Annotated in this window: 7 protein-coding genes; all 7 read left to right on the forward strand. The window is 37.9% G+C overall.

The window, feature by feature from the left end; genetic code table 11:
* Position 1: 1 nt before the first annotated feature.
* The 7 genes from RMY64_RS17065 (at position 2) to RMY64_RS17095 (ending at position 16,135) form a co-directional block, all read left to right on the forward strand.
* Positions 2-1,072 carry an HAD-IIIC family phosphatase gene (locus tag RMY64_RS17065; RefSeq protein WP_322700665.1) on the forward strand — a complete coding sequence of 357 codons (1,071 nt, stop codon included), beginning with the start codon at positions 2-4 and terminating at the stop codon, positions 1,070-1,072.
* Between the two features lie 38 nt (positions 1,073-1,110).
* Positions 1,111-5,817, forward strand: coding sequence for a non-ribosomal peptide synthetase (locus RMY64_RS17070; protein WP_322700666.1), 4,707 nt, complete (start codon positions 1,111-1,113; stop codon positions 5,815-5,817).
* A complete protein-coding gene (locus tag RMY64_RS17075) occupies positions 5,814-7,235 on the forward strand; it encodes a condensation domain-containing protein (protein WP_322700667.1) in 1,422 nt (473 codons plus the stop codon). Before RMY64_RS17070 ends, RMY64_RS17075 begins: the two co-directional genes overlap by 4 nt.
* A 112-nt stretch (positions 7,236-7,347) precedes the next feature.
* Positions 7,348-10,095: an amino acid adenylation domain-containing protein gene (locus RMY64_RS17080; RefSeq protein WP_322700668.1), complete on the forward strand. Its 2,748-nt coding sequence runs from the start codon at positions 7,348-7,350 to the stop codon at positions 10,093-10,095.
* A complete protein-coding gene (locus RMY64_RS17085; protein WP_322700669.1) occupies positions 10,092-11,726 on the forward strand; it encodes a condensation domain-containing protein in 1,635 nt (544 codons plus the stop codon). Before RMY64_RS17080 ends, RMY64_RS17085 begins: the two co-directional genes overlap by 4 nt.
* A gap of 1 nt (position 11,727) precedes the next feature.
* On the forward strand, positions 11,728-12,771 hold the full coding sequence (locus tag RMY64_RS17090) for a TauD/TfdA family dioxygenase (protein ID WP_322700670.1): 1,044 nt from the start codon (positions 11,728-11,730) through the stop codon (positions 12,769-12,771).
* A 115-nt stretch (positions 12,772-12,886) separates the two neighbouring features.
* Positions 12,887-16,135 carry an amino acid adenylation domain-containing protein gene (locus RMY64_RS17095; protein ID WP_322700671.1) on the forward strand — a complete coding sequence of 1,083 codons (3,249 nt, stop codon included), beginning with the start codon at positions 12,887-12,889 and terminating at the stop codon, positions 16,133-16,135.
* Positions 16,136-16,138 lie beyond the last annotated feature (3 nt).

Raw genomic sequence — 16,138 nt, forward strand, 5'->3', positions numbered from 1 at the left:
TATGATTAGCATAAACACTGAAATCTCAAGCGATCAACAAGTCGATAAAAAAACTATCAAATGCGTAGTTTGGGATTTAGATAACACGCTTTGGGATGGTGTTTTATTAGAGGATGACTGTGTTTACCTGTTCCCAAATGTAATCGATATTATCAAAACATTAGATGGTCGGGGTATTTTGCAGTCTATTGCCAGTAAAAATGACTATGGCAGAGCAATGGAAAAAATCCAGGAGTTTGGGCTACACGAATATTTTCTCTATCCCCAAATCAATTGGAACTCAAAATCGAGTTCTATCCAAGAAATTGCTAAGTCGCTCAATATTGGTATCGATGTATTTGCCTTTATCGATGACCAGTTATTTGAACTTGAAGAAGTCAATTTTTCCCTTCCTGAAGTACATTGTATTAATGTAACTGACTTAACGAATATCTTAGATACACCAGAAATGAATCCTCGTTTTATTACAGAGGATTCAAAACTGAGAAGATTAATGTATATTAGTGATATTGAACGAAATAATTCGGAAAAAGAATTTATTGGTACTCAAGACGAATTTTTAGCTACACTTAATATGACTTTTACTATCTCTGATGCTCAAGAAGATGATTTACAAAGAGCTGAGGAGTTAACATTAAGAACTAATCAATTAAATACAACTGGTTATACATACTCCTATGACGAATTGAATTATTTCCGAAAATCAAATCAACATAAAATACTAATTGCTAGTTTAGAAGATAAATACGGCAGTTATGGAAAAATTGGGTTAGCTCTTGTGGAATGTGGAGAGCTTATATGGACTCTAAAACTTTTGTTGATGTCTTGTCGGGTTATGTCCAGAGGTGTCGGCACAATTATGCTAAATCATATTATGACCTTGGCTAAGAAGAATAATGTTCATTTGCGGGCTGAGTTTGTTTCAAATAATCGTAATCGAATGATGTATATATCTTATAAATTTGCAGGGTTTCAAGAAATTGATAAATGTGGAGATTTGCAGATTTTAGAAAATGATCTAACCCAAATACAGCTTATCCCTGAGTATATAAAGGTCAAAGTTATAGATTAAAAAGCATTGCTAGTTCTCGTAGTTTGACAGGGGGGATTATGGAAACAAGAAAAGATGAAATTTTAAAACGACGGTCAAAGCTTTCACTCGCTCAACAGGCGCTTCTTACAAAGCGATTGCGCGGTGAAGTTGACTCTCGCTCTCAATTAGAAATTATTCCAAAACGTTCTCAAATAAGTCCTGCTCCCCTATCCTTTGCCCAACAACGGCTGTGGTTTCTTCAACAGTTAGATATCGACAATCCTTACTACAGCGAACTAGCGTGTGTACAGTTGTTAGGTGCGCTTAACGTGGATGCGTTAGAGCGAAGTCTCAATGAGATTGTGCGGCGTCATGAAGCGTTACGTACTACTTTTGAGATGCTTGAGGAAGAAGCAATTCAAATTATTCATCCTGCTGTAACTATGACGCTGCCAGTGGTGAATTTGCTCTCGATGTCAGAAGCGAAACGGCAAGCACAAGTTGAACGGTTAACAACAGAAATAGCTCAAAAACCTTTTAATTTAGTGACTGGCCCGTTGCTGCGAGTCATGTTGCTACAAACAGGTGCCGAAGAATACTTGCTGCTATTCACAATCCACCACATTGCCGTTGATGGTTGGTCTATAGGAGTGCTGATTCGTGAATTAGCAGGACTCTATGAAGCCTTTTCTACCGGCAAAGCATCTCCCCTACCTGATATCTCTATTCAATACGCAGACTTTGCTATTTGGCAGCGTCAGTGGTTACAAGGGGAATTACAAAAGACGCAACTTGATTATTGGAAGCAACAGTTGGCAGATGCTTCAACTTTAGCTTTGCCCACAGATCGCCCACGACCGCCAATTCAAAGCTTTCGAGGCGCAATTGCTTCTTTTGAGCTATCAGCGAGCCTAACAGATATGCTCAGATCCCTGAGCAATCAGGAAGGAGTAACCTTGTTTATGACGCTACTGGGAGCATTTCAAGCTTTACTGTACCGTTATACAGGGCAAGAAGATATCTGCGTTGGCTCCCCAATTGCTAACCGCAACCAAGCTGAAATTCAAGGGCTGATTGGTTTTTTTGTCAATACCCTGGTGCTGCGGACTCATTTTTCTGGTAATACAAGTTTTTTAGAATTGTTGAATAGAGTGCGCGAGGTATGCGTGGGTGCATATGCTCATGCAGATATACCTTTCGAGCAATTAGTGGAAGAACTTCAGCCAGATAGAAATCTCAGTCAGATGCCCTTGTTTCAGGTAATGTTTGCTTGGCAGGAAGACACTCAAAAGGAACTTAAACTACCTGGTTTGACTTTGAATTGGCTCCCGACACACGGTCAGACTGCTAAATTTGATTTAACGCTGCACCTAGTGGACGCACAGCCAGAGTTGCGGGGGTTTTTAGAATATAACACTGACTTGTTTGATGCTGAAACCGTTATTCGGATAGTAGAGCATTTTCGTAATTTGCTAGAGGGGATTGTTGCAAATCCACAAGCAAGATTATCTGACTTACCACTATTGACAGCTGAAGAGTTACATCAGCAGCTAGTGGAGTGGAATAACACTCAGGTTGAATATCCTGAACAACAATGTATTCATCAGTTGTTTGAAGCGCAAGTAGAACGCACGCCTGATGCTGTAGCAGTAGTATTTGAAGATGAGCAATTAACCTACTGCGAACTGAATGCTAAAGCAAATCAACTAGCGCACTATCTGAAAAAGCTGGGAGTAAAGCCAGAGATATTAGTTGGGATTTGTGTAGAGCGATCGCTCTCTACGATTGTTAGTCTATTAGGTATCCTGAAAGCAGGTGGTGCATACGTACCTATAGACCCAGCCTATCCACCAGAACGCATAGCATTTATCCTAGAAGATGCCCAAGCGCCAGTATTGCTGACTACTGCGTTGCTCCTAGAGGCAATGCCCCAAAACAAAGCTAAAGTCGTTTGTTTAGATACTGATTGGCATCTAGTAGCCCAACAAAGCCAGGAAAATTTATTCTCTGAAGTAACTACTGACAACCTAGCTTATGTCATCTATACCTCTGGTTCAACGGGCAGACCAAAAGGTGTAATGATTAAACACGCTAGCACAGTTGCAATGCTCGATTGGGCAAACAAAACCTTTGCAATTGAAGCTATGCAAGGTGTTTTAGCATCAACCTCAATTTGCTTCGACCTTTCGGTGTTCGAGGTGTTTGTTCCTCTGTGTTGCGGTGGCAAGGTAATTTTAATCGAGAACGCACTATATTTACCAACTTTGCCAACAGCTCAAAATGTAACCTTAATAAATACTGTCCCAAGTGTAATTTCACAGTTATTAAGAACTGATAGCATTCCAACTTCAGTGCAGACGATCAATATCGCCGGTGAACCACTTCATAATCAACTCGTACAACAACTTTATCAGCAGGATAATATACAACAGGTTTTTAACCTATATGGCCCTTCTGAAGATACAACTTATTCAACATCTGCCTGGATACACAAAGATACTAACAACATTCCACCTATTGGTCGTCCGATTCACAACACGCAGATTTATTTATTAGATAAAAATTACCAACCTGTTCCTGTAGGCGTGCCAGGGATGTTGTATATTGGTGGTGCAGGTTTATCCCGTGGTTATCTCAACAAACCAGAACTGACTGCGGATAAATTTATTCCCAATCCCTACGCGAATCTACCAGGGGAGCGATTGTATAAAACTGGGGATTTAGGACGCTATTTACCAAGTGGAGAGATAGAATACATTGGTCGCATTGACTATCAAGTAAAAATACGTGGTTTTCGCATTGAATTGGGGGAGATTGAAGCACTCATCATTAAATATCCCAAAGTCCGAGAAGCTGTAGTTACGGTTCATTCTTTGGAAACAGATTCTCAACAAATAGTTGCCTACCTAGTCCCGAACTCAGAGCAAACGCTAACGATTTCTGAACTGCGCGATTTTTTAGAGGCAAAGTTGCCAAATTACATGGTGCCAACAGCTTTTGTCATATTAGAGATGTTACCATTAACACCTAATGGCAAGATTGACCGTAAAGCACTCAAAGCACCTGATACAATAAGACCTGAAGACAAAGAACTACTAGCCCCTCGTAATTACGTAGAAACCAAGCTGGCTGAAATTTGGGCAGCAGTACTTGGTGTGGATAAAGTGGGTATTTTCGATAACTTTTTTGAGTTAGGTGGGGATTCGATCCTTGCCATTGTAGTTATCACCAAAGCCAAACAAGCTGGTTTACAACTGGCAGTTAAACAGTTATTTCAACATCAAACAGTTGCTGGTTTGGCAAGTGTGGCAGTTGCGAAAAAGGTAAAACAAGCTGAACAAGGACTGATTACAGGTTTAGCTTCTCTGACACCAATACAATACTGGTTTTTTGAACAGAATCTACTCGAACCCCACCACTGGAATCAAGCAGTCTTACTAGAAGTTAAACAAGTTCTTGACCTAGCTGTATTAGAAAAATCCGTACAGCAACTACTGTTACACCATGATGCTCTCCGCTTACGCTTTGAACAAACAGAGTCTAGCTGGCAACAGGTTATAGCCAGCCCTGATGCAGAAATACCCTGGATACACTTGGATTTCTCTGCCCTATCAGCAACCGAACAAGAACTAGCCATCGAAACAGCTGCTACCAAATTACAAGCCAGTCTTAATCTCTCAACAGGCCCATTGATCCGAGTTGCTCTGTTTGACTTAGGGCAGCAACCAAGCCATTTGCTGATAGTCATTCACCATTTAGCCGTAGATGGCGTTTCTTGGCGAATTTTACTGGAGGACTTGGAAACAGCATACCAACTGATAAGCCAAGGCAAGAAAGTGCAACTACCAGCAAAGACAACTTCGTTTAAATACTGGTCGGAATGTCTACAGGAATATGCACAATCAGCTACTCTCCAGCAACAATGGGACTATTGGCTGAGAGAGTCTTGGCAAAAAATTGCTCCTTTGCCAGTCGATTTTGCTGACGGCGACAATACAGTGGCTTCGGCTCAGAATATCTCGATTTTTTTGACTGAGGAACAGACTCAAATCTTGCTAAAAGAAGTACCAAAAGCTTACAATACACAAATTAACGATGTCTTGCTCGCGGCACTAGTACAAGCTTTTTCTCAATGGACTGGCAATAATTCCCTATTACTAGCTCTAGAAGGTCATGGGCGGGAAGAGATTTTTGATAATGTCGATTTGTCGCGCACAGTAGGTTGGTTTACATCTATTTTTCCTGTGCTGTTAGATTTGGGAACAATCTCTCATTCCGTAGAGGCTTTGAAATCGATCAAAGAGCAGCTGCGGAGCATTCCAAATAAGGGGATGGGCTATGGTGTCCTACGTTACCTTAGTAAGGATACTGCCAGAATAGAGTCACTGCGATCGCTTCCACAAGCTGAGGTGGTCTTCAATTATCTAGGTCAGTTCGATCGAACATTTTCCGACTCATCAATATTTAAAATCTCTCAAGGTTCCCAAGGACAAACGCGCAGCCTTTGCAACCGCGAGGCTTATATGCTCAATATCAACGCTTTGGTAGTTAATAACCAGTTGAGAGTGGATTGGACGTACAGCGAAAAAATACATCGACGAAGCACTATTGAACGATTAGCACAAGGGTTTGTAGAAGCGTTGCAAATACTTATGACTCATTGTCATTCTCCTAAAGTCGGAGGATATACACCTTCTGACTTTCCAGAAGCAGACTTCAATCAACAAGACCTCGATCTGTTTTTAGAGAAAATCAACCGAGGGAGTAAAAATAAAACACTATGAAAGAAGATATTCAAGACATATACCCACTATCTCCAATACAGCATGGTATGCTGTTTCACGGTTTGCACACTCCAGAAATGGGACTATACCATTCACAGTTTGTCTACACTTTTAGTGGCAATCTGAACATTGCTGCTTTTAAATACGCTTGGCAGCAAGTAGCAACCCGGCACACAATCTTGCGTACCAGCTTCTATTGGGAAGAATTGGATAAACCATTACAAGTTGTGCATCGGCAAGTAGAAGTACCTGTAGAGTACCAGGATTGGCAGGAACTCGATCCATTAGAACAACAAGAGCGTTTAAAGTCTTTTCTCGACAGCGATCGCTCCCGGCGGTTTGATTTTTCTCAAGCACCTCTAATGCGTGTGGCTGTAATCCAGATTCAAGAAGATGTTTACTATCTTGTTTGGAGTAGCAACCTAATCATTCTCGATGGTTGGTCATATCCATTGGTATTAAATGATGTGATTGAAATTTATGAAGCATATTGTCGGGGTCAAGATGCACCCTTAGTAGACGGCAGTTGTTTTAAAGATTACATCAAATGGTTGAAACAGCAGGATTTATCCAAAGCAGAGGAATTTTGGCGACAGCAACTCAATGAAGTAAAAGAGCCTACTCCCTTAACTAACCTATACTCAAACAACTTGTCCAATCTAGAAGAACGCTATGAGGATATACAAATCAGTCTATCGGAAGCAACTACAAGAAATCTAGATTCATTAGCAAGACAGCATCACCTGACTATGAATACAATAGTTCAGGGAGTTTGGGCCATACTCCTTAGTCGCTACAGTGGTAAAAATGATGTAACTTATGGCTGTACTACTTCTGGTCGCCCAGTAGATTTAGAGCGATCGGAGTCAATGGTAGGAGAAATGGTTAATACCTTACCAGTCCACATCAAGATAGATTTGGAGGAGTATTTATTACCTTGGCTTCAGCAATTACAAACTCAATTGATAGAAGTTCGAGAGTATGAGTATTCTCCACTGGTAGATATTCAAAAGTGCAGTAAAGTGCTGGGTAATGTGCCTTTGTTTGAAAGCTTTGTGGTGTTCGAGAACCAAAAAACAGGCAAGTTTCTGCAAGAATGGGGAAGTCTAAACATCTCTGAGCAAACTAGCTATTACAAAACAAACTATCCTTTAAATATAGTTGGGTATCCTGGCTCAGAACTGACGATTGGAATTAATTATGATTTTCGCCGTTTTGATGGGGCAACAATAATTAATATATTGGAGCATTTCAAAATATTGCTCGAAGGTATAGTAACGAATCCAAAAGTGCGTCTTCAGGAGTTATTGTTGCTTACAGAGCAAAAACCCCATATTGAATTGTTAATATTAGAAAAAGAAATGTCATTAAATTTCGATTATATCTTGAACACTTCAATAACTAATAAAGTAATTTAATATTGAAAAACTATTTTGTTATCAGTTTTAATTTTTATTTATTATAAAAAAGCTGGTTAAAAATATTAAGTTCATATATTTATTTGATTACTTAGTCTACAAGGAAAGAAGCATGAGTACACATTTAGACTCTAATGACTTATTATCTCAAAAAATCTATTGGATAAATAAACTATCGGGAGAATTACCTGAAACAAATCTGATGTTAGACTATGTAAGACCTTTATTTTATAGCGGTAAAAATAAATCTCTTAGCTTTGATTTATCAAACAATTTATCTCAATCAATCATTAAACTGGCTCAAGGTTCTCATTTTTCAATATACTGGATACTAGTATCTGCATTGAATATATTGCTGCAAAAGTATACTCGAAACAATGATGTTATTATTGGAATACCAATATATGAGAAACTTTTTCTAAATGAGATAAATAACAAAGTTATTCCATTGCATACTCAGGTAAAACCTCATCTCTCATTCAAAGATTTTCTTTTTCAAGTCAAAGATTCAATAATTAGTGCTTACAACAACCAAAGCTGTGATTTTGATGAAGTAATCCAGTTGTTGAATATATCAAAAATTCCTAACCGCCATCCAATTTTTGACATAGTAGTTTGTTTAGAAAATATTCATAATAAAAATAATTTAAATCAACTAAATAATGATATTATAATTTCTTTTAAAGTTGATTGTGGAAGTATTAGTGTTGACATAGAGTATAAGGAATATTTGTTTCAAGATGAAAATGTAAAATTCCTAAGTAGATATTATACTAATCTTCTTGAAAGCTGTATTAATCAAGTAAATACTAAAATATCAGAGATTGTTTTCTTAAAAGACTTCGATCGACACCAGATATTAACAGAGTTTAATAATAAAACCAAACAGTATCCTGTTACCCAGACAATAAATCAATTATTTGAAACCCAAGTATCTGAAACTCCAAATAATATAGCCGTCATTCATCAACACACTCAACTCACATATCAAGAACTAAACCATCAAGCGAATCAGCTAGCTGAATTATTGCGGAGATTAGGAGTCTGTAAAGGAGAGTTTGTCGGAATTTTTAAAGACCGCGACATTAACTTTCTCATTGCTATTCTTGCTATATATAAGGCAGGTGGAGCATACGTACCCATTGATAGCACTTACCCACCAAATCGAATTAAGTATATGCTATCTAATAGCGAAGTGAGGTTTTTATTCACGGATTATTCGCTATTCAATGTTTTATCAGACCTGGGAGAAGACTATTCTCAATTATCATCGATTATTTGCTTAGATAGCATTGCTAATGATCGGACGCTATTTCTTAGACCAGAAAATTTAAAGATATATAATAAATTGGATTTTCAGCAGCTATCTAATGATAATCTAGAAAGTATCAATGATGCTGTTGACCCAGCTTATATGCTTTACACTTCTGGGTCTACAGGATTACCAAAGGGTGCAATTGTCAGGCATGATGGTGCAATTAATCATATTTATGCCCAATTTGATGAGTTGGATTTAACGCCAGAATTTTGTTTTCTGCAAAGCGCTCCTGCTTCTACAGATATTTCTGTATGGCAATTTTTAGCACCACTTCTAATTGGTGGAAAGACAGTAATAGTAGATATCGAAACCGTTGCGATTCCTGAGCAGTTATTTCTTGCACTCAAATCACAAAAAATTACAGTTGTTGAATTAGTACCAGCATTATTTGTCGGCTTGCTTGAATATACTTCCCAGCTACCGATTCACCAAAGAGAATTACCTGATTTAAAATGGATGATGGTTGTCGGGGAACCAGTATCGGTAAGTTTGGTAAATAAGTGGCTTGAGATATATCCCGAAATCAAAATAGTTAACGCCTATGGTCCAACTGAGGCTGCTGATGATATCACCCAGTTTATCGTTGACAAGCCTTTGCCAGAAAATCAGCGAACGGTTCCAATTGGGAAACCATTAGCTAATTTAAATCTCTACATTCTGGATGGAGAAATGCAATTATTACCCATTGGCGCTCCTGGAGAGATTTGTGTATCAGGAATTGGTGTCGGTGATGGCTACTGGAAAAATCAAGAAAAAACTAATTTCAGTTTTGTTACCAATCCATTTACAGATGTTAAAAACAAGTTACCAGGAAATCGCAAAGATTTAATTTATAAAACTGGAGATTTAGGAAGGTGGCTTCCTGATGGGAATATAGAATTTCTCGGACGTATTGACCATCAGGTGAAGATTCGTGGTTTTCGGGTTGAACTTGGAGAAATTGAAACATTTTTGCTTCAGCACCAAGCTGTTAGAGAAGCTGTAGTTGTAGTTATGGAGGAAAACCCTGATGATAAACGCTTAGTGGCTTATGTTGTTCCTAGCGCTGAGTGCGATCGCAATGACCTAAGTAGTAGCAAACTAATTCAACAACTACGCGATTTACTTAAAGAAAAGCTACCTGGGTATATGATACCTTCTGCGATCGTACAGATTGAAGCATTGCCTTTAAGTCCCAGTGGTAAAGTAGATCGCCGCGCATTACCTGTACCAAATTTCCAGAATGAATCGGAACTAGGCTTCGTTGCACCCCGTACTCCCACAGAGGAGATAGTTGCTGACATCTGGATTCAGATATTAAAGCGAGAGCATATAGGCATTTACGATAACTTTTTTGACTTGGGTGGACATTCTTTATTGGCTACTCAAGCGATTTCCAGGTTACGGAAAGCTTTTAAGGTGGAATTGCCTTTACGCAGTTTATTTGAAGCACCTACACTAGCTCAGTTGGTAGAACGGATCGAGAAGATGCTTGCAGTCCAACAGCTAGAGCTTGTTTCTATGGACGAGGTAGACTGCGATCGCGAGGAGATAGAACTATGAAAACTATTGAAGAGTTCTTATTATACCTTGACAGCCTCAACATCAAATTTAGAGTTGATGGCGATCGCTTATACTGTAACGCTCCTCAAGGGGTACTCTCACCAGAGTTAAGCACTCAGTTACGAGAGCGGAAACAAGAAATCCTCACACATTTAACATCAAGTCTTGCTCTTTTGCCCATAGTACCTGTTCCTCGAAATGCCAATTTACCCCTGTCCTTTGCCCAACAAAGGCTATGGTTTCTGAATCAGTTGGAGCCAAATAGCACCACTTACAACCTTCCCTTTGCCGTGCGTCTTACTGGTACGCTGAATGTGCCTGCATTGGAACGCAGTCTCAACGAAATTGTGCAGCGTCATGAAGCCTTGCGAACCACCTTTGCGATCGCCAATGGACAACCAATTCAGGTGATTACTCCAACCCTAACCTTAAAGCTATCTGTGGTGGACTTGCAAGAGTACTCAATAACAAAGCAAGAAACTGAAGTTTTGCGGTTAGCAGTTCAAGAAAGTCAGTCGCTTTTTAACTTAGCGCAGGGGCCTTTGCTAAGGACAACTTTGTTGCACTTAAGCGAACAACAATATGTCCTGTTGTTAACCATGCATCATATTGTCTCTGATGGCTGGTCAATAGGGCTACTCATCAAAGAAGTAACAGCACTTTACGAAGCTTTCTGCAAAGGACAGCCCTCCCCACTCTCGGAACTACCAATACAGTACGCTGACTTCGCAGCTTGGCAACAAAACTGGTTGCAGGGTGAGGTACTTAATACCTTACTTACATACTGGAAAAAGCAATTAGGAGATAACTTACCAGTTTTACAATTGCCTATAATTCGCCAGTCTTCAGAAATGAAAACCTCCCAGGAGAAGCGGCAAAATTTTATACTTTCTCAAACATTATCTCAAGCGATTAAAAAGTTAGGTGATAGTGTTGGAACAACATTATTTATGACCCTACTTGGAGCATTTAAAGTTTTATTATATTGGTATACAGGCGACAGAGATATTGTTGTCGGTACTGATATTGCCAACCGAAATAGAATCGAAATAGAGAATTTAATCGGTTTTTTTGTTAATCAATTAGTATTGCGTACTAATCTATCTGACAATCCCACTTTTAGCGATCTTTTGCAACGAGTTCGGAAGGTTTGTTTGGAAGCTTATGCTCACCAAGATTTACCATTTGAAAAACTAGTTGGCGCTCTGAATCCAAAAAGAGACTTCAACCAAACTCCTCTGTTTCAAGTCAAGTTGATCCTCCAAAATGCTCCCATACATTCTTTAGAGCTTTCAGAATTAACTTTGACTAGTTTAGATTTAGAAAATCAGGTAGCAAGTGTTGATTTACTTTTAGAATTAACGGATACAGAGCAAGGAATAGTTGGGTTATTTAAATACAATAAAGACTTATTTGATGCTAGTAGCATAACCAGATTAATAAATAATTTTAAAACAATTTTATCTCAAATTATTATAGAACCTACTATTAGCTTAAATCAGTTAGAAGAAATGATTATAAAATCCGATAAAGAATATCAATTGAGTGAAGAACGGAAACATAAAGAAAAATCTCAACAAAAATTAAGCACAATTAAACGAAAAGCGATCGCAATTGAAGTAGAGAAGTAAAATGGAACAGGTAAAAGTAAGTAATTCTAATTTCAAACCGGAATTTAATAGAGCTACTAGAAAATCCATAAATCTACAAAAAGAATTAATTAAACTAGATAATTCGGGAGGCGAACAAATACCACTAATAATAAAACCTTCTACATCAGATGTCGATCTTGCAGATTGGGCGGAAGCAAATCGAGAATTTGTAGATACACATTTAATTAAATATGGTGCTATCCTTTTCCAAGGATTTAATATTACTACAGCAGCCGGATTTGAAAGATTTGGTCTAGCGGTTTGCTCAGAACTATTCAATGAAAACGGCGAACATACCCGTGAAACACTAACCGGCAAAGTTTATACTCCAGTTTTTTACCCTGCGGATAGCAAGTTATTATGGCACAACGAAAATTCTTTTAATTATCGATGGCCTAGAAAAATTCTGTTCGGTTGTCATCAACCTGCACAGCAAGGAGGAGAAACCCCAATAGTTGATAGTCGTAAGGTATTTCAACTGATAGAACCCAAAATTAGGGACAAATTTGTTGAAAAGCAGGTTATGTATGTTCGTAATTATGGAAACGGATTAGGACTTGACTGGCAAACAGTTTTTCAAACTCAAAGTAAAGCAGATGTAGAAAAGTTTTGTCAAAGCAACTTAATTGAATTTGAATGGAAAAGTAATGGTGGTTTGAAAACTATTTCGATTCGTCCAGCGGTAATCAAGCATCCTCAAACAGATGAATTATCTTGGTTTAATCAAGCACAACATTGGCATTTAGCTTGTTTAGAAACGCAAACCCGCGAGTCGCTTCTATCAACTTTTAAAAAAGAAGATTTGCCACGAGATTGCTTTTACGGGGATGGTACTCTTATTGAAGACTCAGTAATGACACACATTTGTGATATTTATCAAAATTTGGAAGTATCTTTTCCTTGGCAACAAGGAGATATATTATTACTGGACAATGTGTTAACCGCTCATGGACGCAATCCCTATGTGGGAGAACGTAAGCTTTTTGTGGCGATGAGTGAACTGATAAGTTTTAGCCAAACTTGAGATAGTTAAAATATTTTTCTTCAACTCCCCACCTCAATATTTAATTAAATCACCGCCACTTATTATAACTTCTGAAAATTACGATCGAATTGAAAAAGTAATTTTATCAAGTAAAATGCAACAAATAATTCAAGGTTTTCCATTATCTCCTCAACAAAAGCATCTTTGGTTATTACAAGAAAGTAGTAATTTATATTGTAGTCAATGTGCTATCCTTGTTGAAGGAAATGTAGAGTTAGAGGTATTAAAAGAAGCGTTAGAGAAAGTTATCGCTAGAAATGAAATTCTTCGCACAAGTTTTTATCGGCCACGTGGTCTAAAAATACCTGTTCAAGTGATAGAAACTAACACTAGTGTATCTTTTGACGAGTATAGTTTAGAGAATAAATCTTCTCATGAGAAAGAAATAGAAGCATTTATTGAGAAATTTAAACAAGAATCTAGAAAATTACAACCAGGTCAATTATTAAAATTATATGTACTAGAATGCTCATCAAAAAAATACATTTTATTTATAAATTTGCCATCTCTTTGTGCAGATTATAAAACATTAACAAACATAGTTAATGAAATTAGTCAGTATTACACTGCCTGCTTGCAGAATGTAGAACTCAGCGCAGAACCACTACAATATGCTGATGTCGCTACATGGCAAAATGAATTACTTGCAGCAGAAGAGACTACATCAAGGAAAAATTATTGGCAGCAAGTAGATTTTTCTGCTCTGGATAGCTTAAAACTTCCTTTAGAGAATAATCTTTCTGACAAATCGGAATTTGAACCTAAATTGATTAAGTTAGCTATTCCTAGTGATTTACTAACTAAAATCGATCGGATTGTCCAAAAATATCAAATTTCGATAGATATATTCTTCCTGACTTGCTGGCAAATTCTAATTTGGCGTTTGACTGGGCAATCAAACTTAATTATAGGTTTAGGCTGTGATGGTCGCAATTATGAAGAATTAAAAGTGGCACTAGGTTTATTCGCCAAATATTTACCCCTTGCTTATCATTTGCAAGAAAATGAATCATTCAATAATACCTTAATAAAGGTTAAAAACTTAACAGATGAAGTATTAGAATGGCAGGACAGTTTTAGTTGGGACGCATTTGCTAAAACAAATGTAAATGAGAGTGAACAATCATTTTTACCATTTTGTTTTGACTTTGAAGAAACGGTAAGTAATTATTATGCTCCTCAAGTAACATTTTCAATTTATCAGCATTACGTCTGCTTTGACCGATTTAAAGTAAAACTTTCTTGTGTCCGTACACAAAATGATTTAGTCAAAGTAGAATTTCACTATGATGCAAAGCTTTTCCGTCAAGAAGATATTCAACGTTTGGCGAATCAGTGGCAAACTTTGTTAACTAGCGTTATTGACAATCCCTCTACACCAATATCACACCTGAATATCCTCAGTGAAGGAGAGCGTGAAGAACTCTTAGTTGCATTCAATAACACTAAAACGGGAGAGCTAGAATACACGTGTATCCATAATTGGTTTGAACAGCAGTGCGATCGCACGCCAGACAATATTGCTATTGTTTATAAAAATCAGCAGCTTACCTACCGGGAATTAAACAGTCGCGCTAACCAGCTAGCTCATTACCTACAACAATTAGGCGTGAAGCCGGATGTAATGGTAGGACTTTGTGTCGAGCGATCGCTTTTTATGGTTATCGGACTTTTAGCTGTCCTCAAAGCAGGTGGTGCTTATGTACCAATCGATCCTAGCTATCCCTTAGAAAGAAAAACTTTTATACTAAACGATTCTCAAATGCCAGTGCTGTTGAGTCAACAGCATTTAATTGCAGATTTAGCTACAGATGGCATTAAAGTAATTTGTATAGATAGCGATTGGCAAACTATAAAGCAACAAAAAGTTGAAAATCCAATTACTAAAACAACCGAATTAAATTTAGCCTATGTTATTTATACCTCCGGTTCTACTGGTAAACCTAAAGGAACTCTAATTCCTCATCAAGGATTAGTTAACTACTTAAGCTGGTGTACCAAAACATATCAAGTAGAACAAGGAGCAGGAACTTTAGTTCACTCACCTTTGGGTTTTGACTTAACAATCACCAGTCTTTTTTCACCTTTATTAGTTGGTCGTACCGTCGAATTACTATCAGAAAAACAAGGCATTGAAACCCTTTGTCAAGCTTTAAAGAAAAGCTCAAATTTAAGTTTAGTGAAAATCACCCCCGCTCACTTGGATTTACTTAAGCAACAGTTATCCCAAGAAGAAATAGTAAATAAAACTAGAGCTTTTATTATTGGTGGGGAAAATTTATTAGCTGAAAGCATCACCTTCTGGCAAGATGTAACTCCAGATACAATATTAGTAAACGAATACGGCCCCACAGAGACAGTAGTAGGCTGCTGTGTTTATCAAGTTCCAGTCGGTAAGCACTCTACAGGCTCCATACCCATTGGTAGAGCGATCGCTAATACCCAACTGTACATTTTAGACCAATATTTGCAACCAGTACCAATGGGAGTACCCGGTGAATTGCACATTGGTGGACTTGGGTTAGCTAGAGGTTATCTGAATCAACCGGAATTAACAGCCCTTAAATTTATCCCCAATCCCTTTAGTAAACAAGAAGGCGATCGCCTTTACAAAACAGGTGATTTAGTTCGTTTTCTACCGAGTGGAGATATCGAGTATATCGACCGCATTGATAACCAAGTTAAAATCCGTGGTTTCCGGGTTGAACTGGGAGAAATTGAAGCAGTTATCAATCAACATCAATCAGTATCAACAAGTGTAGTTATCCTTCGGGAAGATAAATCTGGAAATCAAAGTTTAATAGCCTATACAACTCTCCAGCCAGACAAAACATTAACTATTCCTGAACTGCGTCGCTTCTTGCAGAATAAATTGCTCGATCATATGCTACCAACAGCATTTATGATATTAGAAGCATTGCCATTAACATCTAATGGTAAAGTAGACCGTCAAGCACTGCCTATCCCCGATGCTCTACGCCCAGAATTAGAAGTTGCTTATGTAGTACCGCAAACTGAGGTGGAGAAGACAATAGCCTCTGTTTGGCAAAAAGCTTTGAATCTTGAAAAAATAGGCATTCACGATAATTTCTTTGAAATTGGCGGTCATTCATTACTTTTAGTGACAGTTCACAGCCAATTGCAGGAAATATTAAAAGTAGAACTGTCAACCCTTGATTTGTTTAGATATCCCACCATCAATTCTTTAGCAGAATATTTAAATTCATCTCCAAATTCCACAGCATTTTTACAAGAGAATGATATTCAAATAGAGAAAATTTCATCTGGTAAGGCGCAACAGAAAAAACGTCTACAAAAAATTAAATCAGTTGAAAATAATTAAGGA

It is taken from the genome of Nostoc sp. DedQUE08 (genome assembly GCF_034530895.1).
In the GTDB taxonomy this organism is placed as follows: domain Bacteria; phylum Cyanobacteriota; class Cyanobacteriia; order Cyanobacteriales; family Nostocaceae; genus Nostoc.